The following is a 24,081-nucleotide window of genomic DNA, read 5'->3' on the forward strand; positions in this document are numbered from 1 at the left end:
CCTGGTTCAGTGGCTGGCGTGCGATCCATCCGAAGCGTGAGCCGCGCGGAATCGGGTCGATGCCTCGGTAGCGCGGGCGATGCGTTCGCCGGTCAGCGGGTGGCTGGATGCATAGCGAAGTTCTTCGCCCTGCAGCTCGGGATGCGCTCGCTCCAGCGCCTCCATCGCATGCACGAAGGCCATCGGGTCGATGTTCTGCTGTGCAAGCGCATCGAGGGCAAAGCGGTCGGCGTCTTCCTCGAAGTGGCGGCTGTAGTGGCTGTCGATCAGGAACATCGGAATGCCGGCGGCAACGCCGCCCATCGACGTCACGTCGCCCATCAGCATGCCGGCCACGATCAGCACGCCCGAGCTGCGCAGCACCTGGCGAAGCATGTGGTGATGGGCCTGATGCCCGAGTTCGTGGGCGATCACGGCGATGAAGGCGGCATCGTCAGGCACCGCCTTGGCGAGATCATCGGTGAACACGATGGTGCCGCCGGGCAGGGCGAATGCGTTCGCACCGATGGCTTTCGCCTGGTAGAACCTGAGGCGCACGTCGGGTGCGCCATGGATACCGTTGACGAAGTGCCAGAACACCGATTGCAGATGCGACTGTCGATCGGGCGGCAACGACGTGGGCATCAACATGCGACCTTCCAGCGCCGCCAGCGATTGCTTGCCCATCGCGTGTTCCACCGATGCTGGCATGTGCGTGGCGATGCGATCCGCCGCCCAGGGCAGACCGTACTCGAACATGCCAAAGAGTGATACCACGACGACGACGATGCCGGCCAGCGCCGCCATCCAGCGGCGCTCCAGCCAGTCCGCCATGCGTTCGATCAGGTGGTGGCGGGGGAACCAGTCCGCCGGCAATGCATCATGGTCGATCTGCAGATGGGCGCCATCGCGCAAGCGCAGCGTGAAGGGGATGCCGGTCACCCGCGCGCTGGGTTCGACCGCGGTCCACGGCGCGCTCCATTCCTGCAGATCGTCCGCGCTGCGCCAGCGCAGCACGTCTTCGTCACGCCACGCGTTGACTCGCGTGGCGTGCGTGGAGCGGCCATCGAAATAGGTCGCCGGAACCATCGCCATCAGAGGCCGATATCGATGCCCAGCAGGCTGTCCATCTCGGTGGCGGTGGCGCCGATCTCACCATGGGCAAACGCGTCCCGGACGAAGTCACTGAGGTCGCCTTCGCCGATGACCTCCAGGTGTTCCGCGCGATAGCGTGCCATGCGGATGCGCGCCCAGGGCAGGGCGAGGCCGATGGAGAACAGCACTGCCAATGCGTTGGTGAGGTACAGGCTGAGCATCGGCCAATACTCCAGCGTGGAGCGGAACCGGTACAGACCCAGCTGCGCCTGGTTGTAGAGCAGGTTGGTCATGCGCGTATGGGCGAACGTCCACACGCCGAGATACGCCGGGGCCATCGTGGCGTAGGTACCGAGGAGGAAATACGGCGAAGGCATCTTCGGGTTGAACGCCTGCGTGTTGCCCTTGGTGATGTACACGGCAACGGCGGAGAACAAGAGGAGGCACGGCACGAACCACGCCAGCGCGACGCCGGCGGCCTTGATGTAGACGCCGTAGTAGTTGCCGATCTCGCTGTCGAAGCGGAACGACTTCCCGCCGAAGTGATGGTTTTCCACCATCCATTCCTGCTGGTGCCCCTTGATCCACGGGTAGAGGCCGGTGAAGCCGGCGAACGCCAGCAGGATGCCTATGCCCGGATGGCCAGCGGCCGTGGTCAGCAAGTACAGAATGAAAGGAATGGCCATCAGGAAATAGACGCCCAGATACCACTTGTAGGCGCCCATGTAGTCTTCGCTGAAGAAGAAGCGCAGGCCTCGCCACGAGGAGTAACGTGCACGGAACATCATGCTCTTGACGATCAGGCACGGCATGAAAGTCGCCACCACGAGTGCCGCCAATCCCTGCAGCGGTACGGCGATGCGGCCGGCGAGCACATAGATGGCGAAGATGGCCACGGTCAGCAGGCGCCCCTTGAGGATGGGCAACGGCCGAGCGAGGTAATCGAACGGCGAGCCGCCCAGCGTCGTGTTTGCGTACATGTAGCGCCGCGTACGCACCGTGGCCCAGGCAGAGTAGATGCCCAATGTCACGAGGCTCAGCGCCACGTTGACGATCCAGATGCGGAAGTAGTCGCTCGCGTGGCCGTGGAAGCGGAGGCGGTGGACCTCCGTCGTGTCTCGTGCAGGTATAACGTCCAACTCGGGCAGGTACACGCCCGAGGCCATGGTCTCGTCATGCATGCTCTGGATCCCCTTTTGGCTTCCCCCCGGAAGCCACGGCAGCATAGCCGAGAAGCTGTCTTAGGAAGGGGTCAGGAACTTGCGATCCTGTAGGGGAACGCTGAGGCTGGTGTCAGCAGCGTGAGTCGCCGGCTTCGGCGAAGGTCGGGGAGCCGGGACCCGCCGAAGTGACGCCATTGCGTCCGTCAAACTTGGTCCGGTACATCGCCTCATCCGCCAGCCGCACGAGCTGTTCGAAGCGCACGTCCTGTCGGGCTGTCGCCACACCAATGCTGGCCGTGACGGGGATGCTCTGGTTGTCGATGCGCGCGTGCGAATACGCCAGGGCTTGGCGCAGATCCTCGGCGACCGCCAGTCCCTGGGCGAGGTCGGCGCCGGGCAGGGCAAGCACGAACTCTTCGCCGCCATACCTGGCGGCAAGGTGCCCCGGCCAGTCGGTGATGCTTCGCAGAACGGTGGTCACGTGGCGCAGCACGGCGTCGCCGGCGTCATGACCCCACCGATCGTTGATCTGCTTGAACAAGTCCAGGTCGAAGATCAGCAGGGTGAACGGTTGTTCCCGTTGCTGGCAGCGCTCCAGGCTGGCGCGCCCCTGGGCGACCACGGCGCTGCGGTTGAGCAGCCCGGTCAGGCCATCCGTATGCGCGGCGTGGCCCAGGTCGACCATGAGGCGCTCGGTGATCAGCTGCAGCAGGGCGAAATAGGAGGCGAGCCCGGTCAGGATGCCAATCACATAGGTGGCCGCCACGGATGTGCCGGCCAGCATGATGTCCTGCCCGGAAGCGGGATCGAGCGGGATAAGGGCGCGCAGGAGATAGAACGTGCCGTTGCAGATCATCACGGCCGCGGCGATGCGGCAGCTGATGCGGATCTCGCGCTGACTGTGGCGAAGCAACAGATACGCGTAGGCGAAATTGAAGGACATCGCCTGCAAGCTGCCGACCACCAGTCGGGTGCCGAGGCTGGGGGTGACGTAGGCAAACCAGGCCATGCAGAGGCAGTACGCCACCACCAGCGCCATCGGCCAACGCAGGCGCAGCGGCTGGCCCAGGTGCACGGCGATGCCCTTGAGCGTGAGCATGTTGGCGGTCACCAGCAGGCCGTTGCCCACCACGATCGAGAACAGGTCGGGGATGTGGTTGCGCAGGCCGATCAGGGTGATGCCCAGGGTGCTGATCCATATCCCGGCGACCCAGATGCGAAGCACCACCTGGGTGTGCAGGACCGTCATCAGCGACGTGAAACCGATCGAGGCTCCTACGCCCATCAGCAGGCTGACTAGGGTCAGGGTCGGTATGTCCAGATGCATGGCTCTCCCTAATGCGGTCTCCCCAGGGAGACGCCGGGCCGTTACAAAGGTTGGCGTAGGGCCGTTACTTCCACGGGTCAACCGTGGTTATCGACCGGAGCTTACAAAGCTTGAACTGCGTCACAAATATGAGCCAGAGCATGCCCGGAGGCGGGTAGAAAAAAAAAGAGGCCCCGACAGGGGCCTCAAGCAAGACAAAGGTATGAAGAAATGGGGGTAATGCCTTACCAGGTGCGCACGTCGGCAATGCCGACCGTGTAGGACTGCATGTCCGGATCGAAGCGGAACAGGCGGCCCAGGTCGAAATCGACTGACTGGCCCGGGGCGATATTGGTGGTGCCGGCCGGCCAGCCCTTCTTGGACTGCAGGACCTTGCCGGAACCGTCCTTCGCATCGATCGCCACCTGGGCGGCGGCGGGCTGGGCGCAGTGGTTGACCAGCTGGCCGGCAAGGCTCAGGCGGGCGCCCATGCCGCTGCCGACGAGCTTCATCTTGAAGCCTTCGACGACGAAGTCAGTGGGAGCGCAGGCGTGCGCGGCCAGCGGAGCGAACAGGAGCAGCGCGGAGGCGATCAGGGTCTTCATGGGCGGAATCCGTCGATGGGGTCAGGTCGAAATTAGGAACGACATGACAAACATCGGCGTTTTCGCCGGATTCTTTAGCCCAGCGGGATCCGGCGTTCAGGTTGCCGGGCGCAGCTCGGTGTGCTCGATGAACCACAATCCCGCGAACAGCTTCGGGTCGATGGAGTAGCCCTCGGCCGCGCGGGCGAACAGCCAGTGTCCCGCTTCCTTGCGCGGTACCTCATGCACCACGATGTTCTCGGTCTCGTCGCCGCCACCCGGTCCCACCTTCTCCAGATCCCAGGCGCGCACGAAGGCGATCATCTCCGTGCTCATGCCGGAGGACGAAGGTCCCTCGTGGACGAAGTCCAGCCGACCGCAGCGATAGCCGGTTTCCTCCTCCAGCTCGCGACGGGCCGCCAGCAGGGCATCCTCGTCGCCGTGGGCATGCAGGTCGCCGACCAGGCCGGCCGGCATTTCGATGGTGTTCTTCAGGATGGAAACGCGGTACTGCTCCACGAACAGCACCTTGTCCTCCGGCGTCACCGCCAGAATGATCACCGCGCCACCGGGGTTGTTGCGCTCGGCGAACTCCCAGCGGCCACGCTTGCGCAGGCTCAGCCACTTGCCGACGTAGAGGGTTTCCACCGGTGCGCTGGCGTCGACGGGAATGGGGCTGCGCTCGGGTGAATTCATGGGCATGGCCGGAAGCAGGAAGGAGACCTGCATGGTGCCGTTCCCATGTGGCAGTCACAACCTCCGGGCGCGACGGTTGGCCGTGCCGGCTATCCCTCGGTGATCAATTCGACCGGGCGCGGGCGGATACGCACCGCCCACATCACGCCGATCACCAGCAAGGCCACGCCGGTCAGCGTCAGCGAACCCGGCATCTGGCCGCGTAGCGCGAACGCGTAGCCGAGCGCAGCGAGGGTTTCGAACACGATGAGCTGCCCGGCCAGCGCCGTGGGCAGGCGCTGGCTGGCAGCGTTCCAGCACAACGTGCCCAGCCAGGAAGCGAACAGGCCGATGGCCGCCATCAGCCCGACGAAGCGCAGCGGGTGCGGACCGAACGGCATGGCGAACGGATTGCTGGTGACGCCCATGAATAGCCAGAGCAGCACATAACCGGTCAGCGCGAGCGGCAACGTGGCAATGCCCTGCGCCGTGGCCCAGGTGCGCGGGCGGCGATCGGTGTGGTGGCGCAGCCAGTCGGCGTTGCGCAGGGGATACCAGGTCCAGCACACCACTGCGCCACAGGCGAGCAACGCACCCTGCAGGTAACGCGAGAAATCGACCGTGGCCTGCTGCTCCATCGCGGCGAGTTCCGCCCGGTTGACGCAGGCGATGCCGGCGACGATCAGCAACAGGGACGGTGCCAGCCACCCCCAGGGCAGTCGCCCGTCGCGCCGTGCATTGCGAAGGTTCGCCGTGATGGCGATCACCACCGGCAGCGTGCCGATGATCATGGTGGGCACGGGCGCGCCTGCGCGCTGGATCGCGCTCGCCAGGCACAGGTAGTACAGCAGGTTGCCCACCGCGGCGAGCTTCAGCGCTTCCAGCCAGTCGGCCCGGCTCAGTTGCCTCAGGGCATGGCGATCCACCCACGCGAGCGGCAGCGCGATCAGGCCGAACGCGAGGTAGCGCCCCACCGACTGCAAGGCCGCCGGGTACTCCGGCAACAGCAGCGGGCTGACGAATACCAGACCCCACATCAGGCCGGCGGCGAGTGCGTAGAAAATGCCTGTCCACATGGTGTGCAGCGTGTCGTATCGCGAGTGCGCCGTCTTGTACGAGATTGCTCCGGCCGCAACGATTCGTCTTTCTGTGAGAGCGCACCCTGTGCGCGACGGGCGACGCATCACGGACGGAGAGGCGGGTTGTGTCGCGCACAGGGTGCGCTCCCACAAAAGCAGTCGCGAGGCGGGCTACCGCCGCAATTCCCGCTGATACCTCGCCGGTGTCACCCCATATCGCCGCGCGAATGCGCGCGTGAGATGCGCCTGATCGGTAAGCCCGACGCTGGCGGCTATATCCGCCGGACGCCCACCGCGTGCCAGCTGCCGTCTCGCTTCGGCAAGGCGGAACGCCATCAGCATCTGCTGCGGCGTGGCGTGATGCTGCGCCCGGAACTGGCGGAGAAAATGGAAAGGACTCAGACCCGCCACCGCGGCCAACTCGTCGAGTGTCAGCCGACGCGAGAGATGCGCATGCAGGTAATCGACCACGGGTGCAAAGCGAACGCTGGCCCCATCGATGTTCTTGCGTGGCACATGCGCGTGGCGTCGGAACAGTGTCAGCAGCTCGAACAGCAGGCTGTCGTACGCCAGGGGTTCGCGCGCCTGCCACAACGCATCCAGCAAGGTGGTGGCGCGTCGCGCGCCGGGCAGGTCCTCGCGTACCGCGTCGTCGAACCACCAGCCTGGCTCGCCGGTGATATCGGCGACGGCATGTGGTTCGATGTAGATCATGCGGTAGTACCAGCCACCTTCGGTTTCGGCGCGGCCGGTGTGCAATTCGTCGGGGTTCATCATCACCACCGAATCCGGCGGCGCGAGATGGTCGGCGCCGCGATAGCGGAAGCGCTCCACGCCCGACTCGATGGCTCCCAGCCCGAAACCGTCGTGCGTATGCGGCTCGAACGCATGCCGCACGATGTGCGCGCGATAAAGCTCCACGCCATCGCGATGCGAGGCCAGCCGGAACTCGGCGGCGTCGTGTCGTGAAACGAATTGAGAGGGAACGCCCTGCATGTGCGCATGCTACCGCGCCGCGGCGTCCCTCTGTGTGCAGAGGGGAGCTGTAGGAGCGCACCCAGTGCGCGACTGCGGAGTATCGGCATCTCCGCTCAGTAGGCTTTTCGCGCACTGGGTGCGCTCCTACAAAAGCGCGATTGCGCTCAGCCCATCAGGGCCCTCAACCGCGTCCGCGTCAACGGGCCGAAGCGCAGGCGTTCGCACAGTTCGTCCATCACGGCGGCTTCCCCGCGCCGGCGCAGCAAAGCTTCGGCCTGTTCCGCCACCGGCGCATCCAGCGCAATGCGGGTGAGCTGGCGGTAAAGGCGGGCACTTTCGCCGTGCGCGCGCAGCTTCGCCGCGCAACTGGCGGCGCCACGCAGGCGCAGGAACTGCACCTCGTCCACGCGATCGAGCAACGCGTCGAGGCTGCCGAAATGGGACAGCAGCGCAGCGGCGGTCTTGGCGCCGATGCCCGGCACGCCGGGAATGTTGTCCACCGCGTCGCCGCACAGCGCGAGGTAGTCGGCGACCTGGTGCGGGTGCACGCCGAGTTTCTCCAGCACGCCGGCAGGGCCCCAGCGCAGGTTGCGCGCGTAGTCCCACTGCTCGTCGTCTTCGCCCAGCAATTGGCCGAAATCCTTGTCGGCCGACACGATGACGCTGCGGAAACCGTGAGCGCGCAGGCTCCACAGCGTGCTGCCGATCAGGTCGTCCGCCTCGTAGGTGTGATCGATCAGCACCGCTATGCCAAGTGCTTCGGCCACTTCGCGGCACAGTACGAACTGGCGCTCCAGGTCGGGCGGCGGCAGTTCGCGGTTGGCCTTGTAGGCGGGATAGATGGCGTTGCGGAACGAGGTGGTCAGCGACGCATCGAATGCCACTGCAAGATGCTCGGGCTTCACGCGTTCCAGAAGTTCGCACAGGAAGCGTGTGAAACCGTGCACCGCATTGACGGGATGGCCATCCGCGTCATGGAATTCATCCGGCATCGAATGCCAGGCGCGGAACACGTACAGGCTTCCGTCGATCAGATGGGCGGCTGGACGGCTCATGGCGTCCACGTGCGCAGCACGTCGGCGAGGTCGGGGCGATCGCGATCGGGTACCTCGATCTGCGGGGTGCCGATGTGCACGAAGCCGATCACTTGCTCGTTGCCCGCGAGACCGAGGATGCCCGCTGCTTCGCGGTCGTAGGCCGCCCAACCGGTCAGCCACTGTGCACCATAGCCCAGTGCCTGTGCGCCAAGCAGCAGGTTGTAGGCGACACATCCCGCGCTGAGCTCCTGCTCGATCACGGGCACCTTGCTGGATGCATCGACGTGGGCGACCACAGCGACCACCAGCGGTGCGAAGTCGTAGCGCGTGCGGTCTTTCTCGCGCTTGGACTCGGTCATGTCCGGGTTCACGCGTAGCGAGAGTTCGGCCAACCGTTCACCGAACACCCGCTTGGCGTCGCCGCGCAGCAGGATCAACCGGAACGGCACCAGCTTGCCGTGGTCCGGTACGCGAATGGCCGTTTGCAGCAGGGCCTGCAGTTCGTCGCCTGCGGGGCCCGGTTCGCCGAGCTGGCGAGAGGGGGCCGAATGGCGTTGCTGCAGAAGGGAAAGGGGATGCGGCATGGCGAACATCTGGTAAGGCAAAGTCGCCATGCTAATCCCCACGGCCGTGCGAGGCGAATGTTTCGCCTTGCCTCAGCTGGCGATGGCCAGTTTGAACGAGCCTGGCAGCAGCGCCGCCACCGAGGTTTCCTGCGCGGCGCCTTCGAGATTGCCCAGCCATACGGGCATGTCTTCGTCGCACAGCTCTGACATGACTTGACGGCAGGCGCCGCACGGGCTGATCGGGCCGGGCGTATCGCCGATCACCGCCAATGCCGCGAAGTCGCCCGGCTTGCATCCGGCGGCGACTGCGGAGAACAGCGCAGTGCGTTCGGCGCAATTGCACAGGCCGTACGAGGCGTTTTCCACGTTGCAGCCGGTGAAGTGGCGGCCGTCGCGTGTCACCAGGGCGGCGCCGACAAGGAAACGGGAGTAGGGCGCATAAGCGCGTTCGCGCGCCTGGCGCGCGAGGTTCAGCAGGACATCGGGAACAACGACTTCAGTCATCGGGATCTCCATCTCGGGACCCCCATCGCGACTGCCGCCATGTGCGGCTTTGAAACCGGTGGCGGGCCAGTTAACTCCGACCCGGGCCAGGCTGCAAGTGGCCGGTGGTTCCGTCGGGGACGCTTCGGCTAGGATCTAGGGACCTTTCCGCAGGGGATGCACGATGCCGATCACCGTGGCTGCATTGCGTGAGACCGCCGCCAGCGAACGCCGGGTAGCCATCACACCGGAAGTGGCCAAGAAACTGCGCGGCAAGGGCCTGCGCGTGCTGCTCGAGCATGGTGCCGGCAGCTCGGCGGGCTTCCCCGATAGCAGCTATGCGGATGCGGATTTCGCCGATGCCGGTACGGTGCTTGCCCAGGCCGATATCCTCACCTGCGTGCTGCCGCCGGACGATGCCACCTGGGAGCGCCTGCGCGAAGGCAGTGTCGTGGTCGGTCAGCTGCGCCCCTACGGCGCCGCCATCCGCATCACGGCGATGGGCAGGCGCCGGCTGACCGCCTTCGCGCTCGAATTGCTGCCACGCACGACCCGCGCACAGGCCATGGACGTGCTGAGCTCGCAAGCGGCCGTGGCGGGCTATCGCGCCATGCTGATCGCCGCCGAGGCGGCCCCCAAGTTCTTCCCGATGCTGACCACCGCGGCAGGCACCATCCGTCCCTCCCGCGTGCTGGTGGTGGGTGCCGGCGTGGCCGGCTTGCAGGCCATCGCCACGGCGCGCCGGCTGGGCGCGCAGATCGAAGGCTACGACGTGCGTCCGGAAACGCGCGAACAGGTGGAATCGCTGGGCGCCAAGTTCCTCGACCTGGGCGTAAGCGCCGCCGGCAGCGGTGGCTATGCCCGCGAACTGTCGGCCGAGGAGCGCGCCGCGCAGCAACAGGCGCTGGCGGACCACCTGAAGTCAGTGGATGTGATCGTCACTACCGCGGCCGTGCCTGGCCGCCCTGCGCCGAAGATCATCACGGCAAGCATGGTCGATGGCATGAAACCCGGTGCACTGATCGTGGATCTGGCGGCGGAAGGCGGTGGCAACTGCGAGCTGACCCAGCCGGGCCAGCGGGTGGAGTACCAGGGCGTAACCATCCTGGGGCCGCTCAACCTGCCGGCGGGGGCGCCGCTGCACGCGTCCGAGATGTACGCACGCAACGTGTACAACTTCGTGGAACTGCTGGTGAAGGACGATGCGCTGGCACCGGACTTCAACGACGAGCTGGTGGCCAAGAGCTGCGTGACGCGCAACGGCGAGCTGCATTTCCAGCAGTAAGGCAAGCCATGCTGGCGGCATGAAAAACCCCGCCATGGCGGGGTTTCTTGTCAGTGCCTGGGCGGTCCGCCCGGCGGCGGGGGCGGCATCATGCCGTGGGGCCCCGGGCCATCTATCGGTCCGCCACGCATTTCCTTGTGCCAGCGTCGCATCAACTGGTCGCGCTGGTCCGGCGGCAGTTCCTGGAAGTGCTGGAACGCCGCGTGCAATTGCTCACGCTCAGCAGGAGGCAACTGCTGGAAGCGACGGCTGTTTTCGCGGGCCTCTTCCTGCTGCTGGGGTGTCATCTTCTGCCAGTGATCGATGCGGTCGCGGATCTCGCGACGCTGGCCGGGCGGCAGCGACTGCCATTGCTGGGCACGCTCCAGCATCCGCGCCTGGCGTTGCGGCGGAAACGCATCCCACTTGTCGGCCAGTGGCGAAAGGATGTCGCGCTGGTCAGGCGTCAGGCTCTTCCACGGGTGAGGTCCCGGTGCCACCCGCGGCGGAGGTGGCATGGAACCCGGTGGCGGAGGGGGCATGAAGCCCGGCGGCGGTACGTCCTGCGCGAAGCTGGACGTAGCGACACCGCCCAGTCCGATGACACACAACAGCATCAAAAACAAACGACTTCGACGCATGGTCACCGGCTCGCCTGGCTGTCGCCGTTCTTGGCCAGCCACCCATAGAAATCAAGATTCTGGTACAGCGCCGGGTCGGCCGCCGCCGCATCCGGCGGGAGGTCGCCATCGGCTTCGGTGACAGGCGAGAGACCGGACGCGTTGCCCGTCGGGCCCTGTACGGGCGACGACAGCATCAGTGCGGCAAGGGCGATGGCGGCAAAAGCGCCCGCCGGCAGCAGCAGCTGCAGCAGTCGTTGGGCCAGCGACGACCCAGCGGAGCCAGCCAGCGCAGCACGTCGTGCCGAGCGCAGCTTTGCTGCCGTCGCCGGATCGAGCTGACGGGCTGCCTCGCGGTAAAGCTCGCGGGCGCGGCGTTCCAGGTGGTTGTCGGGCGCATTCATCGCCAGTCCTCCAGTTGGTCGCGCAGACGTTGCAGCGCGCGCGACAGATGTGTTTTTACACTTCCTTCCGAACAGCCCATGGCCTGTGCGGTTTCCGCCACATCCAGGCCTTCCAGCACCCGCAGCATGAAAGCTTCCCGCTGGCGCTGGGGCAGCAGCTTCACCGCGGCTGCCATATCCGAGTACGACTGAGAGTCATGCAACCTTTCCAGCGGGCCCGGCGCCGTGTCGGCCGGCTCCCATGCCGGCAACTCGTCGCCATCCTCGTCGCGCCCGCCCAGCCAGCCCACCACGATCGAGCGCACCTTGCGCCGGCGTTGCAGGTCCACGATGCGCCGGCGCAGGATGCCCCAGAACAGTGGCGTCCATTCCTGCGCAGGCTTGTCGCTGTAATGCTTGACCAGCCTCAGCATCGCGTCCTGCACGGCGTCGAGCGCGTCTTCCCGATGGCCAAGGTTCATCTCGGCCATGCGAAAGGCGCGACGCTCCACCTGCGCCAGGAAGGCGTCCATGGAAACGGGCACTGCACGAACGTCTTCGGCCAGCAGTTGAGCGTCGAGAGTGGATACGGCGCTGTTCATGGCGTCATCGTCCGCTTCGCCGGATCGGGCATGCTGAGACTCCATCGGTACGTCTCTGTGCATCAACGTCCGAGGCTCGCGCGGGTTGACCCGCACCCGTATGATGCGGGGACAACGGTGTCCTGGCGGGGAGGGGTCATGATCGACGGGTTCCTGGCGCTTTACATCTTTATGCTGGCCGCTTTCACGGGGTACGAGATCATCGCCCGGGTACCGGTGATTCTCCACACGCCCCTGATGTCGGGTTCCAACTTCATTCACGGCATTGTGCTGGTCGGCGCCATGATCGCACTAGGGCATGCCCAGACGCCATTTGAGATAGCCATCGGGTTCCTGGGGGTCCTCCTGGGTGCCGGTAACGCGGCCGGCGGCTATGTGGTCACCGAACGCATGCTGGAGATGTTCAAGTCCAGCAAGCCCGCCGCCGGCAAGGAGGCGAAGTAATGGCCTGGCTTCCGGACGTGATCAAGGCCTGTTACTTCCTCGCTGCTTTACTTTTCATCCTCGGTCTCAAGCGCATGAGCTCCCCCCGCACGGCGCGGGGCGGCATCGTGTGGGCCGGTGTGGGCATGCTGGTGGCGGTGATCGCCACTTTCGCCCTGCCGGACATGCATAACCGGGGGCTGATCCTCGCCGCCGTGCTGATCGGCGTGACAGCCGCCTGGTGGTCGGGCCGCAGGGTGGCGATGACGGCCATGCCCCAGATGGTGGCGCTCTACAACGGCATGGGTGGCGGTGCAGCGGCTGCCATCGGTGCCGCCGAGCTGTTCAGCTATGCCGGGATGGCGGTCACCCTGCTGGATGGAGGCGAGTTCACCGCCAACGGCACCGCCACCCCGGGAACGGCCCAGCTGGTGCTCGCCGTGCTCGGCGCGCTGATCGGTTCGGTGAGCTTCTCCGGCTCGCTGATCGCCTTCGCCAAGCTGCAGGGCTGGCTGGACAAGCGCTTCGTTTTCCCCGGCCAGCGCGCGGTGAACATGCTGGTGCTGGCTGGCGCGGTGGTACTGGGCGCGATGATCGCCGGTGGCCAGCTGTCGATGCCGCTGATCGTGGTGTTCTTCGTGCTGGCGCTCGCGTTCGGCCTGATGATGACCCTGCCCATCGGCGGCGCCGACATGCCGGTGGTCATCTCGCTGTACAACGCCTTCACCGGCCTGGCCGTGGCCTTCGAGGGCTTCGTGCTGCAGAACGAGGCGATGATCATCGCCGGCACCGTGGTGGGTGCGGCCGGTACGCTGCTGACCCAGCTGATGGCGAAGGCGATGAATCGCTCCATCGGCAATGTGTTGTTCGGCAGTTTCGGCGCGGCTGCCGGCGCCGAGGCGCAGGCCATCGGTGGCAGCCAGAAGCCGATCGAGGCGAGCGATGCGGCGGTCATGATGGCTTACGCCGAGCGCGTGGTGATCGTGCCCGGCTATGGCATGGCCGTGGCGCAGGCGCAGCACAAGGTGTGGGAGTTCGCCAAGCTGCTGATCGAGCGTGGCGTGAAGGTCAAATTCGCCATCCACCCCGTCGCTGGCCGCATGCCCGGCCATATGAACGTGCTGCTGGCGGAGGCGGGCGTGCCGTATGACCTGATCGCCGACATGGACGACATCAATCCGGAATTCCCCAACACCGACGTGGCGCTGGTGATTGGTGCGAACGACGTGGTCAATCCGCTGGCCAAGACCGATCCCACATCGCCGATCTACGGCATGCCGATCCTCGACGTGGCGGATGCCAGGCAGGTGATCGTGGTCAAGCGCGGCAAGGGCACCGGTTTCGCCGGCATCGAAAACGCGCTGTTCTACGCGGACAACGCACGCATGCTCTACGGCGACGGCCAGGCTGCCGCGAGCCAGCTGGTGTCGGAGCTCAAGGCGCTGGAAAGCTGACGGGCGCTTAGTTGCCCGTCTTGGCCCTTGCCGCCCGTCCGGCGGTGAGGGCCGCCAGGCCCATGCCGATCGCGTACCAGAGGTCGTCCGCAGGGGCGCTGCCCAGCTCGGCCAATTGCAGCAGCAAGCCGAAGCCGGCGGTGTGCAGGGTGTCGATCAGGCCCAGGCCCATCAGACCCGCGATACGCGCGGCTGCGGTCAGCAGGTTCACGTAGAGCGCCGCCGTCAGTGCGGCCAATGCTGCCAGCAGCGCAGCCCCGGTGCCGGCTGGGCGGACCCAGCTGCGAATCGCCTTGCCCAGCAGCCAGCCCGCCGGCAGCGCCAGCCAGGGCAGGGGGCGCTGCATGTAAAGCGTGGGTACCATCCAGACGGCGCCGGCCGCCAAGCCGAGCATCACGGTGCTGAGCACGGCAAACAGCCAGGAGAATGCGACCCGTGCGTTCATGAACAAGCGGCGAAAAGCAGGACGGCGGGCACGGGTTCTTCTCTGGCGTAAAACCCCCATGATAGCGCGCCACCGGGGGTCGACATCCGCTTTGGGGTCGGTTGCGCTCTTGAGATCGGCCCGATCCGGCCTGATGTGGGGTATGTGCGGCTGCGAGGCGGCATAATAGGTGGTTTGGCGCGCCCCTCGCCGCGCCCTTCGATGAGATTTGGCATGAGCGGCTTCAGTCTTAGCAGCGAACCCTTCACCCTGGAACGTGATTGCCAGGCGGTCATGGTCCCGCAGGGTGAAACGGTGAACCTGCCCGCCGGCCAGGTGGGCTACATCACCCAGGCCTTGGGCGGCAGTTTCACGGTGTATGTGGAGGGCAACCTGTTCCGCATCGCCGGCAACGATGCCGACGCGCTGGGCAAGGAGCCGCCGCCGCCGATCGAACTGGCCATGGATGCCAGCGACGCCGACGTCGAAGAGCTGGTGTGGCAGCAGCTGCGCACGGTGTTCGATCCGGAAATCCCGATCAACGTGGTGGAGCTGGGCCTTGTCTACGACGTGAGCATCGAGCAGGTCGAACCGGAGAAACGCAAGGTCTACGTGAAGATGACGCTGACCGCGCCCGGCTGCGGCATGGGCGACATCCTCGTCGATGACGTGCGCACCAAACTCGAGCTTATCCCCACGGTCGAAGAGGCCGACGTTGACCTCGTGTTCGATCCGCCGTGGAACCATTCCATGATGTCGGATATCGCGAAGCTCGAAACGGGGATGCTGTAACCCGAGCTTCGCCCTTGTAGGAGCGCACCCAGTGCGCGAAAAGCCTACGGAGCCGTGAACTCGTTGCGGTGCGGTCGCGCACTGGGTGCGCTCCTACAAGGCGTTATGCCCGGTAGTGGAAATACCGCCGCACCCCCCTGCCACATATCAACATCCCCAGCTTCCATCGACGTCAGACTGCAACGCAGTCTGACCCAAGTCATGGAGAGCACATGTTTCCTGAGTTCCGCGATTTGATCACCGAGCTGAAAAGCCGTGATCCGCACTTCTCACGCCTGTTCCATCGCCACAACGAGCTGGACCAGGAAATCAAGAACATGGAAACGGGCATCTCGCCCGCCGGTACCCTGGCCATCGAGCAGCTGAAGAAGGAAAAGCTGCTGCTGAAGGATCAGCTGTACGTCATCCTGCGTCGCGCTTCGGCGGCCTGAGCACCGCATTGCATTGCGCCGCGCTCTACGTGCGGCGCCTTCCTCTCATTTCATCTACCCAGGGGTGACGGCATGTCGTCAAGCATGCTCCCGCACGCGTCCGGAACGGATGCCGGCCGTGAGATCGACGAATCCATCGTGGCGAACGATCCGGCGGCCATGGATGCCGCCACGTTGCCGGCAGGCGACGCGTGGGCTATCGAACGCCGCAGCGTCAGTGACGCCATCGCGTCGGCCCAGGCCGAGATGGCCGACAGCACGCAGGACATACTCAGCCAGGCCGCTGCGCAGGGTACGAACACCTTGCTCGACAGCGTACGGACCATTTTCGATGGACTCTCGCCCGACGATGCCGCGCGCTTCCGTACCCTGGTACTGGAAGGTGACCCGACCCTCAGGCATGGAGGCGCTCAGCGTCATCCGGACGAAGAACTCTCGCCGGGATGGCGCAAGGGTGAGTATCCGTATCGGCAGAAAATGTCGCGCCGCAATTACGAGAAGCAGAAATACCGGCTGCAGGTGGAGCTGCTGAAGCTGCAGGCTTGGGTGCGCGAGACCGGCCAGCGCGTGGTGATCCTGTTTGAAGGGCGCGATGCGGCGGGCAAGGGCGGGGCCATCAAGCGCTTCATGGAGCACCTCAATCCCCGCGGTGCGCGCGTGGTGGCGCTGGAAAAGCCAACCGAGGCCGAGCGCGGCCAATGGTACTTCCAGCGATATATCCAGCACCTGCCGACCTCGGGCGAGATCGTGCTGTTCGATCGCAGCTGGTACAACCGCTCCGGCGTCGAGCACGTGATGGGCTTCTGCACGCAGAAGGAGTACGAGGACTTCATGCGGCAGGTGCCGGAGTTCGAGCGGCACCTGGTGAACAGCGGCATCCACCTGTTCAAGTTCTGGTTCTCGGTAAGCCAGGAGGAACAGCGGCGTCGCTTCGGCGAGCGCAAGCTGCATCCGCTCAAGCAATGGAAGCTCAGCCCGGTGGATCTCGCCTCGCTGGACAAGTGGGACGCCTACACGCGGGCCAAGGAGGCCATGTTCGCGCATACCGACACGGCCGATTCGCCATGGATCGTGATCCGCTCCGACTGCAAGAAGCGGGCACGCCTCAATGCCATGCGCCACGTGCTCAACCGTGTGCCCTACGCCAATCGCGACAGCGAAGTGGTGGGCCTTGCCGATCCATTGATTGTGGGGCGTGCGTTGTTCGGGTGAGCGGTCTTATTTCGTGGGAATGAAAAAGCGCGGTGACACCACCGCGCTTTTTGTGGGTGGTATGTGCAGCAGGCGCGAGCCACCTACTCGAACCTCAACGCGGCGACGGGCTACGCGCAGCACTCGTTCGATCTCAGCGCCTATATCGGCCAGACGGTGACGATCAAGTTCACCGGGACGGAAGTTTCGTCGTGCAGACGTCGTTCGTGCCGGATGGCACCATCCTGATCGCGCAGTAATCGACGGGCGTTCGAGGCAACAAAAAAAGGCCCGGTCAGCGATGACCGGGCCTTTTCCATGAAGCAGGGCGTGCAGGCTTAGCCGGCCGATTCCTCGAAGCGGTTCGCCTCGCGATTCTTGCGCACCTTGGAGGGATCCCACACGCGGCCGTTCATGGTGATGTAGACGCCGTCCGGCAGGGTCTGCACGGCGGCGACGGCGCAACCGATGTTGAACACCGCATCCGAACCCTGGAAGCGGGCCGGGTTCAGCGCGCCGGTGAGCACGATCACCTTGCCCTTGATCTGGGCCAGTTCGCGCGCAGTCTCGACCATGGTGTCGGTGCCGTGCGTGACCAGCACGTGGCGATGCGGCTGCGCTTCGATGGTGGAGCGCACCAGTGCGCGGTCCTCGTCGGTGATGTGCAGGCTGTCCTTGCGCAGGATCGGGATCACGTCGAACTGGAAGGCCACGCCGAGCTGACCGAGGATGTCGCCGATCTGCGGCGCGCCGATCTTGTAGTCCGACTTGTCGTCGAAATAGATCTTGTCGATGGTGCCGCCGGTGGTGACGATGGTCAGATGCTGCATGGTCGGGAGCCGCAAGGTGGGGAAGGCGGCATTTTAGCGGGTGCCGGCGGTTCGTGCTCAGTAGGGGCCGAGCAGCAGGGCGGTGTCGGTGGCGTCGGTGGCGCCCAGGCGCGACAGCCCGTGTGCCACGAAACGCCGCAAGGCCGCGCCGTTGCGGGCGCCGCCATGAGGCGCGGCCCAGGTGTCGTGCCGGGCCAGCAAGGCCGCCGCAGCGCAGCGAGCAAGGGTGAACGCCAGGCCACGGGCGCCCGCTTCCAGCGCATCGCGCTGGTCGGCGTGCTGGCTGAGGTGGGTGGTGGCGGCATCCAGCGCCGCGTGGATCACCTGTCGTGCATGGGCGTTGATGCTGTCGGCCAGCCAGCCCTCGATCGCCGTGCGCAGCGCGCCGAGGTTGTCGCCGGCGAGCGCACGCAGGCTGTCCAGCGACAGCACGTTGGTGGTGCCTTCCCAGATCGCATAGACCTGCGCATCGCGCAGCAGCTGAGGCAGGCCGGTGTCCTCGATGTAGCCGGCGCCGCCGAAGCACTCCAGCGCTTCGGAACACAGCTTCACTGCCATCTTGCCGGTCCATAGCTTGGCCAGTGGCGTGAGCAGACGCAGCAGGGCGGCTTCATGCGGTTGCGCGGTGCCGTGTTCCACGCGACCGAGCAGGTGAGCCACTTCGAAGGTAAGCGCGAAGGCGGCCTCGAATTCGGCCTGCATGTCCGCCAGCGTCTGGGCGTGCAGCGGCTGCGCGATCAGCGGCTTGCCGAAGGCCTGGCGGCGGGTGGCGTAGTCGCGGGCGAGGGTAAGGGCGCGCGCCATGCTCGCCGTTGCGCACACGGCATTCCAGGTGCGCGTGATGTTGAGCATAGGCGCCACCTGTCGCACGCCGTGGGCGAGTTCGCCCAGCGGCCAGGCGGGGAGGCCGTCGAGATGGATTTCCGCCGTGGGCAGCTCGTGGGTGCCGAGCTTGTCCTTGAGGCGATCGATGATCAGCTCCGGCTTGCGATGCGCGCCGTCCATGGTTTCCACGTAGAACAGTGCAAGCGCACTCGTGCCCTGGCCGGCGCCTTCGGGGCGAGCCAGGCCGAGCGCGACTTCACCCACCACGGCCGAACTGAACCACTTGCGTCCGTACAGCCGCCATTGGCCGGCATCGTCCTGGCGCGCGACCGTTTCGGTGTTGCCGACATCCGAACCGCCATGGTTCTCCGTCATCCACTGGCCGCTGAGCCAGAACGTCGAAGCATCGCGACTGAGCAGATGGGGCAGGGCGCGTTCGATCAGCGCCGTGTTGCCCGAGGCTTTCAGCGCCGTGGCGGCACCATCCGTCATGGCCAGCGGGCAGGTGTAGAACTCGCTCGCCAGGTGATAGAGGTAAACGCGGGCGAATTCCTCCAGTCGCGCGTGTTCGCTCGCTTCATGGCCCGCTGCCAGCACCGCGTGCCGCGTCGTGATGTGCGGACCTTCCTGCCAGGCTTCGGTGAGTTCGATGCGATCGACGCGGTTGCCCCAGGCGTCCCATTGCGTCAGCACCGGCTTGCGCCGCGAGGTGCGGCAGGCACGTTGCCACGCCATCTGCGCATAGTCGCCTAGCGCCTGAAGGTCGGTATCCAGCACAGCCCGTCGTGCAGGTGGCAACGCGCGCGCCAGCATGGCGTGCAGCAGGCGGTCTTCACGGTACGGGTGCGCGAGCTGCGGCGAATCCTGCACGAATCCCATGGTCGGACCTCGACGTATCGGTCCCGCGAGTATAGGCACGTCGGTGCCGCCGGTGCGTTGCCTCAGCCGGGACGGATGGCCTCGAAGTCCACCAGGTCTTCCTGTTCGCCATTCACGTACAGGCGCAGCCGCCGATGCGGGTAGTCGCACACGTCCTGTGCCAGGCGCTGGCCCATCACCAGCAGCACGAGCGGTTCACTGCCGCTGTTGGTGAGCACATGCGCCGGCCCGTTGCGCGCGAAGCCGAGGAAATCGCCCGCGCCGACGACGTGCGGCTGGTCGTCGATGAGCGCGGTGCCGTGACCCGACAGCACGTACACGCATTCTTCTTCGTACAGGTGGCGGTGGTACTCGCTGGAGTCATGGCCTGGCTGCAGCTCGATGCGATGCACGCCGATCTGCGTAAGCCCGGTGGCATCGCCCAACGACTTGCGGTGCCGCACGCCGTTGGGATTGAGCGAGTGGATGCTCACCGTGGCCGGCATGGCCTCGATATCGGTGGCCTTGAGCAGCTCGCGGGGTGCGGTCATCGCGATGGTCCTTGGCGGTGGAAGCCCAAGCGTATCGCGCCGGTCAGGGCTTGGTGAACTTCAGGATGAAGCGGTCGGTATGGCCGCGGATGGACGCATCGCGGATGCCCAGCGTGTGGTTGTCCGCCGGATTGCGCAGCGCATCGCTTTCACCCACGAAGCGGAAACCCGCGGCGGTGAGCTCCGCCTTGACCGCTGCCGGATCGATGCGGTGCAGATCGTCGGTGTGGCTGGTGCCGCTGCCGGCGGCGGCAGCATGGTCCAGCACGATCAGCGTGCCGTTCGGCTTGAGCGCGTTGAACAGTGTCGCGTCGAGCATGGCGATGTCCGGTGAACCCATGAACGGATCGTGCAGGTCGTGATAATTCTGCGAGGTCCAGATCACGTCGACCTTTTCGGGCAGCGAGATCGCTGACACCGGCTGTACCAGCACCACGACGTTCGCATAGGCCGGGGTGCCCGCGAAACTGCGCAGGCTCTGCAGCCCTTTGGGCGAAACCTTGTCCATCTCTGTCGGTTGCAGTGCGTACACCTTGCCGTCGGGACCGGCCAGCTTGCTGAAGAGACGCGTGTAGTAGCCCTTGCCCGGCATCAGGTCCACGACCTTGTTGCCAGGACGGATATCGGCGAAGGCGAGCACTTCGGCAACGTGCCGGCTGTCGTCCAGCGCACGATCGTCGGCCGGGCGACCGGGATCGGCGATGGCGAGGCCAATGCGCGAAGGCAACTCCACCGCCATGGCGGCGCTGACGGCAACGAAGGCACACGAAGCAAGCAGGATCATCCGCGACGAGCGATTCATGGCGACATTCCTCTAGTGGACATAGTTGAGCGCGATCGCCGGCGTGATCGAAGACGACGTGTGGTGGCCGCCGAAGATCACGCGGGTGCCGAGCAGCACGCCGATGTTCGGCGTCCAGTTGTATTCGATGGCCGGCGCAACGCCCCAGTAGTCGCTGGTGCCGGAATTCATGTGCAGGTTGCGCGGCAGGGGTGGGCCGCCGAACGGATCGACGGTGTCCGCGCCGGTGACCTGGGTATTGCCGTTGTGGTTGTAGAGCCCATCCATCGCGAGCACCCAGTTGCGCGTAAGACTGTATTCCGCCGCCACATCGATGCCGTAGCTGTTGCCCGGCTTCGCCCGGCCATGAAAGCTGTCGCTGGTGCCGTACACGCTCACGCCATGCACGCCGGTGCTGCTGGAGAAGGAGGCAGTGAGGTTCAGGCGCAGGCGCAGGATGCGCCCGTTCGGCATCCATAGATAGGTCTGCGCATTGAAACCCAGTGTCGTGGTGTACACGCCGCTGCCCATCCCATCAGCGGGCCGGCTGCCCAGTTGGTCGTACTTACCGGTGGGCAGCGTCTCCTGCACCATGAGGGCCGTACTCGGCACCCAGCTGCCGTCCTGGAAATGGGTGAACTGGTACTGAGCCTGCAAGGTGAAATCGCCCAGCCCGACGCCGCTGCTGTTCGGGCCATTCTCCACGCGGTTGTAGCCGAACACCGGGATGATGCCGACGCCGAAGTTGTCGGCCAGGCCATACACCAGGTAGGTGCGCGAGCCGAAACTGCTCGCGTGCGGGGTGCGCACGTCGTAGAGGTAAGGCTCGGCGAGGAAATGTCCGGGGGAACCCGTCTCCGGTGTGTTCGCCAGCATCGGCCCCGTCCACCAGGCGTCCTGGCGCGACTGCTGGTAGGCGTCCTCGCCTGCTCCGAGCGCGTGCGTCGGCAGCGGGAGCGATCCGGCCAGCCAAGCCAGCGCGACGAAGGCCAGGCGGCGTGCGAACCGGGTTTCTGGATGGTGGAACTTCACAGGAACTTCCTCGTTCTTGGCGGACGTCAAGCTATGTCTCCATGCGGTCGTCTGGAATATCCACTTTGATAAGATTCGATATGACCACTTGGGCGCCATCCGGAGATTGTGATGACTCACGCATCCGCCAGCTTCCTGCCGCCCGTGGCGATCGATCCGGACAGCGGCATGCCGATGTACCAGCAGCTCTCCGACTGGTTTCGCCGCGCCATCCTCGACGGTCACCTGCGGCCGGGGCAGCGCGTGCCGTCCACCCGGCATCTCGCCGGTGAACTGAACATCTCCCGCATCCCGGTACTGAGCGCCTACGACCAGTTGCTGGCGGAGGGATACCTGGAGACCTTCACCGGTTCAGGCACCTGCGTCGCGCGGGCCATTCCGAGCGGGGCGCCCGGTGGCCGTCGATTGCGGTCGGCATCGAATGGCGAGTCGGTGGGCGCCGCGCGCCGGATCGCCAGGCGCGCAGCCCAGTTACATGGACCCGAACAGACGTGGCTGGACAGCCTTGGCGCCTTTCGCGTGGGCATGCCGGCACTGGACCGCTTTCCGACGGCCATCTGGGCGCGCCTGGTGAACCGTCACGCGCGGCAGTTGACGGTGGAACAGATGAGCTACGCCGACCCGGCGGGGCATGGGCCGCTGCGTGAGGCGATCGCCACCTATCTTGGTGCGTCACGCGCGGTGCGTTGCGATGCGTCGCAGGTATTGATCACCACAGGTTCGCAGCAGGCGCTGCAGATCTGCGCTCACGTGCTGCTCGACGCGGGCGACCGCGTGTGGATGGAGGATCCCGGCTACCCCGGCGCGCACCAGGCGTTCCGCACCGCGGGTGCGCAGATGGTGCCGGTGCCCGTCGATGGCGACGGCATCGATGTGGAGGAGGGCATGCGACGTGCGCGCGGCGCGAGGGCGGTCTACATTTCGCCTTCGCACCAGTTTCCGTTGGGCACCACCATGACGGCCTCGCGCCGCATGCAGTTGCTGTCGTGGGCCGAGCGCGACGATGCATGGATCATCGAGGACGATTACGACAGCGAGTACCGCTTCGGCGGCAAGCCGGTGGCATCGCTGCAAGGACTGGACACCGCCGGTCGCGTGATCTACCTGGGCACCTTCAGCAAGGTGATGTACCCGTCGCTGCGCGTGGGCTACATGGTGGTGCCGAAGGATCTGGTGCCGGCCTTCCATGCCGGACGCGATGCGATCGATACGTTCTCTTCCACGCTGTTCCAGCTGGCCATGACCGATTTCATCCGCGAAGGCCATTTCGCGCGACATATCCGCACCATGCGCGCGCTTTACCGCGAGCGCCGAGTCGCCTTGATTCAGGCGATTGATCGCTGGATGGGTGGACGCCTGGAAGTGATCGGCGCCGATGCCGGCATGCAGCTGGTCGGCTTGCTGCCGGAAGATGTCGACGATATCGCGGTGTCGCGCGAGGCGGCTGGGCATGGTGTATCGGTGCGACCCCTGTCGCCGTGTTATCTGGGCACGCCATCGCGCAGCGGACTGATCTTGGGCTACGGCGGCGTGACGCCGGCGCAGATTGACGAAGGAGTGCGTCGCCTCAGCCTGTGCTTCTGAGTCATTTGTAGGAGCGCACCCAGTGCGCGATCGGCCTGCATCGGCGCGACGTCGATCATCCAGGCCCATCGCGCACTGGGTGCGCTCCTACAGGCACAGCGAAAGTTACGCTGCGCGCTTGCGCTTCACGCCCGCGCCCAGCGTGCCGATCAGCGTCACCGTCAGCGCGATCTCGATCCACCCCAGCCAACGCTCACCCGGCGCGCTCCACGCTTCGCTGATGCCGTGGCAGAAATAGAACAGGCTGAGGATGCCGACCCACAGCAGCGCACGTCGCGCGTCGCGGATCGCGAACAGTGGCAGCAGCAACGGAATCACCGTGATGCCCAGCACGAGTGCCATCGGCATCGTCTGCGAAGGAAACAGCCAGCCGTGCCACGCGAGCTGCTGCAGCAACAGCGCAGCCCAGGCCGCGAGGCCTACGCGATAGGTGGGTGCGATGGGTGTACTCATGCGTGGGCGGCCAGTCGACGCGCCACATCGGCGAGGCGTCGGCCGAGCGCGCGGGCAAGTTCGCGTTCGTGTTCGGTGATGGTGTTTTCGCCCTTGGGGCCTGCGACATGGCTGGCGCCGTACGGCGCACCGCCGCTCAGCGTGGCCGTCAGTGCGGGTTCGGTATACGGCAGCCCGACGATGATCATGCCGTGGTGAAGCAGCGGCAGCGCCATGGTGAGCAGGGTGGACTCCTGGCCGCCATGCATGGTGCTGGTGGACGTGAACACCGCGGCAGGCTTGCCGGCCAGCACGCCACTGGCCCATTCCGCGCCGGTGGAATCGAGGAAGTACTTCAGCGGAGCCGCCATGTTGCCGAAGCGGGTCGGGCTGCCCATGGCCATGCCCACGCATTCGGCCAGATCCTGGCGCGTCACGTACGGCGCGCCTTCTTCGGGCTCGGGTGGTTGCGCCACTTCGGTCACGGGCGCCACCGGCGGTACCTGGCGCAGGCGGGCGCGCATGCCGGGGACCTCTTCCACGCCACGCGCGATCAATCGCGCAAGCTGGGCGGTATGGCCGGTGCGGCTGTAGTAGAGGACCAGGATGTCGTGGCTCATGGTTTGGGCGATAGGCGGGTGATCGGTTAGTGTACCGGT

At 65.8% G+C, this 24,081-nt stretch carries 28 protein-coding genes; 7 read left to right on the forward strand and 21 right to left on the reverse strand.

What is annotated here, in order from left to right; translation table 11 throughout:
- Window positions 1-6: 6 nt before the first annotated feature.
- From EPB08_RS20290 to EPB08_RS20335, 10 genes are all read right to left on the reverse strand, one after another.
- Window positions 7-1,074, reverse strand: a complete 1,068-nt coding sequence (locus EPB08_RS20290; RefSeq protein WP_130620947.1) for a M48 family metallopeptidase — start codon at window positions 1,072-1,074, stop codon at window positions 7-9.
- Window positions 1,074-2,255 carry a YjgN family protein gene (locus EPB08_RS20295; protein WP_165418563.1) on the reverse strand — a complete coding sequence of 394 codons (1,182 nt, stop codon included), beginning with the start codon at window positions 2,253-2,255 and terminating at the stop codon, window positions 1,074-1,076. Before EPB08_RS20295 ends, EPB08_RS20290 begins: the two co-directional genes overlap by 1 nt.
- A 112-nt stretch (window positions 2,256-2,367) precedes the next feature.
- Entirely contained in the window at window positions 2,368-3,564 is a 1,197-nt protein-coding gene (locus tag EPB08_RS20300) for a GGDEF domain-containing protein (RefSeq protein WP_130620949.1), read from the reverse strand.
- Window positions 3,565-3,788: 224 nt separating this feature from the next.
- Window positions 3,789-4,148 carry a hypothetical protein gene (locus tag EPB08_RS20305; RefSeq protein ID WP_130620950.1) on the reverse strand — a complete coding sequence of 120 codons (360 nt, stop codon included), beginning with the start codon at window positions 4,146-4,148 and terminating at the stop codon, window positions 3,789-3,791.
- A 96-nt stretch (window positions 4,149-4,244) separates the two neighbouring features.
- Window positions 4,245-4,823: an NUDIX hydrolase gene (locus tag EPB08_RS20310; protein ID WP_130620994.1), complete on the reverse strand. Its 579-nt coding sequence runs from the start codon at window positions 4,821-4,823 to the stop codon at window positions 4,245-4,247.
- Window positions 4,824-4,912: 89 nt separating this feature from the next.
- Window positions 4,913-5,878, reverse strand: a complete 966-nt coding sequence (locus EPB08_RS20315) for a DMT family transporter (protein ID WP_130620951.1) — start codon at window positions 5,876-5,878, stop codon at window positions 4,913-4,915.
- 174 nt (window positions 5,879-6,052) lie between these two features.
- Window positions 6,053-6,877, reverse strand: a complete 825-nt coding sequence (locus tag EPB08_RS20320; protein WP_130620952.1) for an AraC family transcriptional regulator — start codon at window positions 6,875-6,877, stop codon at window positions 6,053-6,055.
- Window positions 6,878-7,023: 146 nt separating this feature from the next.
- Complete coding sequence (locus tag EPB08_RS20325) at window positions 7,024-7,914, reverse strand: 5'-3' exonuclease (RefSeq protein ID WP_130620953.1); 891 nt, start codon at window positions 7,912-7,914, stop codon at window positions 7,024-7,026.
- Window positions 7,911-8,480, reverse strand: a complete 570-nt coding sequence (locus tag EPB08_RS20330; protein WP_130620995.1) for a nitroreductase family protein — start codon at window positions 8,478-8,480, stop codon at window positions 7,911-7,913. The genes EPB08_RS20325 and EPB08_RS20330 overlap by 4 nt, the downstream gene beginning before the upstream one ends.
- Before the next feature lie 72 nt (window positions 8,481-8,552).
- Window positions 8,553-8,966: a cytidine deaminase gene (locus tag EPB08_RS20335; RefSeq protein ID WP_130620954.1), complete on the reverse strand. Its 414-nt coding sequence runs from the start codon at window positions 8,964-8,966 to the stop codon at window positions 8,553-8,555.
- Between the two features lie 163 nt (window positions 8,967-9,129).
- Between EPB08_RS20335 and EPB08_RS20340 the strand changes: the two genes are divergently transcribed.
- Window positions 9,130-10,230 carry an NAD(P) transhydrogenase subunit alpha gene (locus EPB08_RS20340; protein ID WP_130620955.1) on the forward strand — a complete coding sequence of 367 codons (1,101 nt, stop codon included), beginning with the start codon at window positions 9,130-9,132 and terminating at the stop codon, window positions 10,228-10,230.
- Between the two features lie 50 nt (window positions 10,231-10,280).
- On the opposite strand, the gene EPB08_RS20345 is transcribed toward EPB08_RS20340, so the two are convergent.
- Genes EPB08_RS20345 through EPB08_RS20355 form a run of 3 tightly spaced genes read right to left on the reverse strand, consistent with a single transcriptional unit; the run spans window position 10,281 to window position 11,814 of the window.
- Window positions 10,281-10,850 carry a DUF3106 domain-containing protein gene (locus tag EPB08_RS20345; RefSeq protein ID WP_130620956.1) on the reverse strand — a complete coding sequence of 190 codons (570 nt, stop codon included), beginning with the start codon at window positions 10,848-10,850 and terminating at the stop codon, window positions 10,281-10,283.
- Between the two features lie 2 nt (window positions 10,851-10,852).
- The gene (locus EPB08_RS20350) at window positions 10,853-11,233 is read right to left on the reverse strand and encodes a hypothetical protein (RefSeq protein WP_130620957.1); all 381 of its coding nucleotides are present in this window, start codon (window positions 11,231-11,233) and stop codon (window positions 10,853-10,855) included.
- Window positions 11,230-11,814 carry an RNA polymerase sigma factor gene (locus EPB08_RS20355; RefSeq protein ID WP_130620958.1) on the reverse strand — a complete coding sequence of 195 codons (585 nt, stop codon included), beginning with the start codon at window positions 11,812-11,814 and terminating at the stop codon, window positions 11,230-11,232. The genes EPB08_RS20350 and EPB08_RS20355 overlap by 4 nt, the downstream gene beginning before the upstream one ends.
- Window positions 11,815-11,952: 138 nt before the next feature.
- Between EPB08_RS20355 and EPB08_RS20360 the strand changes: the two genes are divergently transcribed.
- Both EPB08_RS20360 and EPB08_RS20365 read left to right on the forward strand, forming a co-directional pair.
- A complete protein-coding gene (locus tag EPB08_RS20360; protein ID WP_130620959.1) occupies window positions 11,953-12,258 on the forward strand; it encodes an NAD(P) transhydrogenase subunit alpha part 2 in 306 nt (101 codons plus the stop codon).
- Entirely contained in the window at window positions 12,258-13,691 is a 1,434-nt protein-coding gene (locus EPB08_RS20365; RefSeq protein ID WP_130620960.1) for an NAD(P)(+) transhydrogenase (Re/Si-specific) subunit beta, read from the forward strand. The genes EPB08_RS20360 and EPB08_RS20365 overlap by 1 nt, the downstream gene beginning before the upstream one ends.
- Window positions 13,692-13,698: 7 nt before the next feature.
- Here EPB08_RS20365 and EPB08_RS20370 read toward each other — a convergent pair whose 3' ends face one another.
- Window positions 13,699-14,136 (reverse strand): hypothetical protein, encoded by a 438-nt coding sequence (locus tag EPB08_RS20370; protein WP_130620961.1) that lies wholly within the window; start codon window positions 14,134-14,136, stop codon window positions 13,699-13,701.
- 213 nt (window positions 14,137-14,349) lie between these two features.
- Here EPB08_RS20370 and sufT point away from each other — a divergent pair, with 213 nt between their 5' ends.
- The 3 genes from sufT to ppk2 all read left to right on the forward strand — a co-directional run bounded on the left by sufT (window position 14,350) and on the right by ppk2 (window position 16,550).
- The gene (gene sufT / locus EPB08_RS20375; protein WP_130620962.1) at window positions 14,350-14,907 is read left to right on the forward strand and encodes a putative Fe-S cluster assembly protein SufT; all 558 of its coding nucleotides are present in this window, start codon (window positions 14,350-14,352) and stop codon (window positions 14,905-14,907) included.
- 212 nt (window positions 14,908-15,119) lie between these two features.
- Complete coding sequence (locus tag EPB08_RS20380; RefSeq protein ID WP_130620963.1) at window positions 15,120-15,338, forward strand: HP1242/YdcH family protein; 219 nt, start codon at window positions 15,120-15,122, stop codon at window positions 15,336-15,338.
- 72 nt (window positions 15,339-15,410) lie between these two features.
- Window positions 15,411-16,550 (forward strand): polyphosphate kinase 2, encoded by a 1,140-nt coding sequence (gene ppk2, locus EPB08_RS20385; RefSeq protein WP_205746425.1) that lies wholly within the window; start codon window positions 15,411-15,413, stop codon window positions 16,548-16,550.
- Between the two features lie 317 nt (window positions 16,551-16,867).
- Here ppk2 and EPB08_RS20395 read toward each other — a convergent pair whose 3' ends face one another.
- The 5 genes from EPB08_RS20395 to EPB08_RS20415 form a co-directional block, all read right to left on the reverse strand.
- Entirely contained in the window at window positions 16,868-17,359 is a 492-nt protein-coding gene (locus EPB08_RS20395) for an asparaginase domain-containing protein (protein ID WP_130620964.1), read from the reverse strand.
- Between the two features lie 57 nt (window positions 17,360-17,416).
- The gene (locus tag EPB08_RS20400) at window positions 17,417-19,063 is read right to left on the reverse strand and encodes an acyl-CoA dehydrogenase family protein (protein WP_130620965.1); all 1,647 of its coding nucleotides are present in this window, start codon (window positions 19,061-19,063) and stop codon (window positions 17,417-17,419) included.
- 62 nt (window positions 19,064-19,125) lie between these two features.
- Window positions 19,126-19,593, reverse strand: coding sequence for a cupin domain-containing protein (locus EPB08_RS20405; protein WP_205746426.1), 468 nt, complete (start codon window positions 19,591-19,593; stop codon window positions 19,126-19,128).
- 43 nt (window positions 19,594-19,636) lie between these two features.
- Window positions 19,637-20,395: a class I SAM-dependent methyltransferase gene (locus tag EPB08_RS20410; RefSeq protein ID WP_229238439.1), complete on the reverse strand. Its 759-nt coding sequence runs from the start codon at window positions 20,393-20,395 to the stop codon at window positions 19,637-19,639.
- Window positions 20,396-20,407: 12 nt separating this feature from the next.
- Window positions 20,408-21,436, reverse strand: coding sequence for a transporter (locus tag EPB08_RS20415; protein ID WP_229238440.1), 1,029 nt, complete (start codon window positions 21,434-21,436; stop codon window positions 20,408-20,410).
- A gap of 81 nt (window positions 21,437-21,517) precedes the next feature.
- On the opposite strand from EPB08_RS20415, the gene pdxR reads away from it, so the two are divergent.
- Window positions 21,518-22,990: a MocR-like pyridoxine biosynthesis transcription factor PdxR gene (gene pdxR / locus EPB08_RS20420; RefSeq protein WP_130620967.1), complete on the forward strand. Its 1,473-nt coding sequence runs from the start codon at window positions 21,518-21,520 to the stop codon at window positions 22,988-22,990.
- A 105-nt stretch (window positions 22,991-23,095) separates the two neighbouring features.
- Here the strand turns inward: pdxR and EPB08_RS20425 are convergent, their stop codons facing one another.
- Together EPB08_RS20425 and wrbA are read right to left on the reverse strand one after the other, a co-directional pair.
- Complete coding sequence (locus EPB08_RS20425) at window positions 23,096-23,443, reverse strand: DUF2069 domain-containing protein (RefSeq protein WP_130620968.1); 348 nt, start codon at window positions 23,441-23,443, stop codon at window positions 23,096-23,098.
- Window positions 23,440-24,042 (reverse strand): NAD(P)H:quinone oxidoreductase, encoded by a 603-nt coding sequence (gene wrbA, locus EPB08_RS20430; RefSeq protein WP_130620969.1) that lies wholly within the window; start codon window positions 24,040-24,042, stop codon window positions 23,440-23,442. The genes EPB08_RS20425 and wrbA overlap by 4 nt, the downstream gene beginning before the upstream one ends.
- Between the last annotated feature and the right edge of the window lie 39 nt (window positions 24,043-24,081).

Source organism: Dyella amyloliquefaciens, assembly GCF_004296575.1.
GTDB classification, from domain to species: Bacteria; Pseudomonadota; Gammaproteobacteria; order Xanthomonadales; family Rhodanobacteraceae; genus Dyella; species Dyella amyloliquefaciens.

What these genes read in the sequence shown, in the direction of transcription:
- EPB08_RS20290 (WP_130620947.1), bottom strand. Translation starts at nt 1,074, where the DNA reads ATGGCGATGGTTCCGGCGACCTATTTCGATGGCCGCTCCACGCACGCC.
- EPB08_RS20295 (WP_165418563.1), bottom strand. Translation starts at nt 2,255, where the DNA reads ATGCATGACGAGACCATGGCCTCGGGCGTGTACCTGCCCGAGTTGGAC.
- EPB08_RS20300 (WP_130620949.1), bottom strand. Translation starts at nt 3,564, where the DNA reads ATGCATCTGGACATACCGACCCTGACCCTAGTCAGCCTGCTGATGGGC.
- EPB08_RS20305 (WP_130620950.1), bottom strand. Translation starts at nt 4,148, where the DNA reads ATGAAGACCCTGATCGCCTCCGCGCTGCTCCTGTTCGCTCCGCTGGCC.
- EPB08_RS20310 (WP_130620994.1), bottom strand. Translation starts at nt 4,823, where the DNA reads ATGAATTCACCCGAGCGCAGCCCCATTCCCGTCGACGCCAGCGCACCG.
- EPB08_RS20315 (WP_130620951.1), bottom strand. Translation starts at nt 5,878, where the DNA reads ATGTGGACAGGCATTTTCTACGCACTCGCCGCCGGCCTGATGTGGGGT.
- EPB08_RS20320 (WP_130620952.1), bottom strand. Translation starts at nt 6,877, where the DNA reads ATGCAGGGCGTTCCCTCTCAATTCGTTTCACGACACGACGCCGCCGAG.
- EPB08_RS20325 (WP_130620953.1), bottom strand. Translation starts at nt 7,914, where the DNA reads ATGAGCCGTCCAGCCGCCCATCTGATCGACGGAAGCCTGTACGTGTTC.
- EPB08_RS20330 (WP_130620995.1), bottom strand. Translation starts at nt 8,480, where the DNA reads ATGCCGCATCCCCTTTCCCTTCTGCAGCAACGCCATTCGGCCCCCTCT.
- EPB08_RS20335 (WP_130620954.1), bottom strand. Translation starts at nt 8,966, where the DNA reads ATGACTGAAGTCGTTGTTCCCGATGTCCTGCTGAACCTCGCGCGCCAG.
- EPB08_RS20340 (WP_130620955.1), top strand. Translation starts at nt 9,130, where the DNA reads ATGCCGATCACCGTGGCTGCATTGCGTGAGACCGCCGCCAGCGAACGC.
- EPB08_RS20345 (WP_130620956.1), bottom strand. Translation starts at nt 10,850, where the DNA reads ATGCGTCGAAGTCGTTTGTTTTTGATGCTGTTGTGTGTCATCGGACTG.
- EPB08_RS20350 (WP_130620957.1), bottom strand. Translation starts at nt 11,233, where the DNA reads ATGAATGCGCCCGACAACCACCTGGAACGCCGCGCCCGCGAGCTTTAC.
- EPB08_RS20355 (WP_130620958.1), bottom strand. Translation starts at nt 11,814, where the DNA reads ATGAACAGCGCCGTATCCACTCTCGACGCTCAACTGCTGGCCGAAGAC.
- EPB08_RS20360 (WP_130620959.1), top strand. Translation starts at nt 11,953, where the DNA reads ATGATCGACGGGTTCCTGGCGCTTTACATCTTTATGCTGGCCGCTTTC.
- EPB08_RS20365 (WP_130620960.1), top strand. Translation starts at nt 12,258, where the DNA reads ATGGCCTGGCTTCCGGACGTGATCAAGGCCTGTTACTTCCTCGCTGCT.
- EPB08_RS20370 (WP_130620961.1), bottom strand. Translation starts at nt 14,136, where the DNA reads ATGAACGCACGGGTCGCATTCTCCTGGCTGTTTGCCGTGCTCAGCACC.
- sufT (WP_130620962.1), top strand. Translation starts at nt 14,350, where the DNA reads ATGAGCGGCTTCAGTCTTAGCAGCGAACCCTTCACCCTGGAACGTGAT.
- EPB08_RS20380 (WP_130620963.1), top strand. Translation starts at nt 15,120, where the DNA reads ATGTTTCCTGAGTTCCGCGATTTGATCACCGAGCTGAAAAGCCGTGAT.
- ppk2 (WP_205746425.1), top strand. Translation starts at nt 15,411, where the DNA reads ATGTCGTCAAGCATGCTCCCGCACGCGTCCGGAACGGATGCCGGCCGT.
- EPB08_RS20395 (WP_130620964.1), bottom strand. Translation starts at nt 17,359, where the DNA reads ATGCAGCATCTGACCATCGTCACCACCGGCGGCACCATCGACAAGATC.
- EPB08_RS20400 (WP_130620965.1), bottom strand. Translation starts at nt 19,063, where the DNA reads ATGGGATTCGTGCAGGATTCGCCGCAGCTCGCGCACCCGTACCGTGAA.
- EPB08_RS20405 (WP_205746426.1), bottom strand. Translation starts at nt 19,593, where the DNA reads ATGACCGCACCCCGCGAGCTGCTCAAGGCCACCGATATCGAGGCCATG.
- EPB08_RS20410 (WP_229238439.1), bottom strand. Translation starts at nt 20,395, where the DNA reads ATGAATCGCTCGTCGCGGATGATCCTGCTTGCTTCGTGTGCCTTCGTT.
- pdxR (WP_130620967.1), top strand. Translation starts at nt 21,518, where the DNA reads ATGACTCACGCATCCGCCAGCTTCCTGCCGCCCGTGGCGATCGATCCG.
- EPB08_RS20425 (WP_130620968.1), bottom strand. Translation starts at nt 23,443, where the DNA reads ATGAGTACACCCATCGCACCCACCTATCGCGTAGGCCTCGCGGCCTGG.
- wrbA (WP_130620969.1), bottom strand. Translation starts at nt 24,042, where the DNA reads ATGAGCCACGACATCCTGGTCCTCTACTACAGCCGCACCGGCCATACC.